The organism is Massilia genomosp. 1 (assembly GCF_011682185.1).
Classification (GTDB): domain Bacteria; phylum Pseudomonadota; class Gammaproteobacteria; order Burkholderiales; family Burkholderiaceae_D; genus Telluria_A; species Telluria_A rubra.
Map to the genome: position 1 here is coordinate 1 of NZ_WHJF01000447.1, position 352 is coordinate 352.

The following is a 352-nucleotide window of genomic DNA, read 5'->3' on the forward strand; positions in this document are numbered from 1 at the left end:
GCATGGCAACGACATCTGTCTTCGCCCAGCAAAATGTGTCCCCGAACGGGCTGTCGATCTCGATCCCCAACGGCAGCGCGACCATCGCGGTGGACGACATGAAACTGTCGAGCACGGCAGGAGCGGTGAGCTGGGGGCGCGTCTGGACAGGCAAGGAGTGGAAGTTCAATCCGCACTGGGAAAGCCTGTCGCAAAGCTGGACCAACCTGACCGGCTCGTCGTCGGCCAGCTCAAGCGCGCCGGCCATGCTGGGCAAGCCAATGGACGGCGAAGAGTCCAAGGCATGCTGGGTCATGGTCGACGAAGACTGGAAGCCGTCCACCGGCCTGGTGCTCATTGGCGACAAGCCGAT

At 62.8% G+C, this 352-nt stretch carries 1 protein-coding gene; it reads left to right on the forward strand.

All coding sequences use genetic code 11. The annotated features are described in order from the left end of the window. Positions 1–98 precede the first annotated feature (98 nt). Positions 99–352: hypothetical protein (locus F1735_RS34445; RefSeq protein WP_222853205.1), on the forward strand; the 254-nt coding region annotated here is incomplete at its 3' end.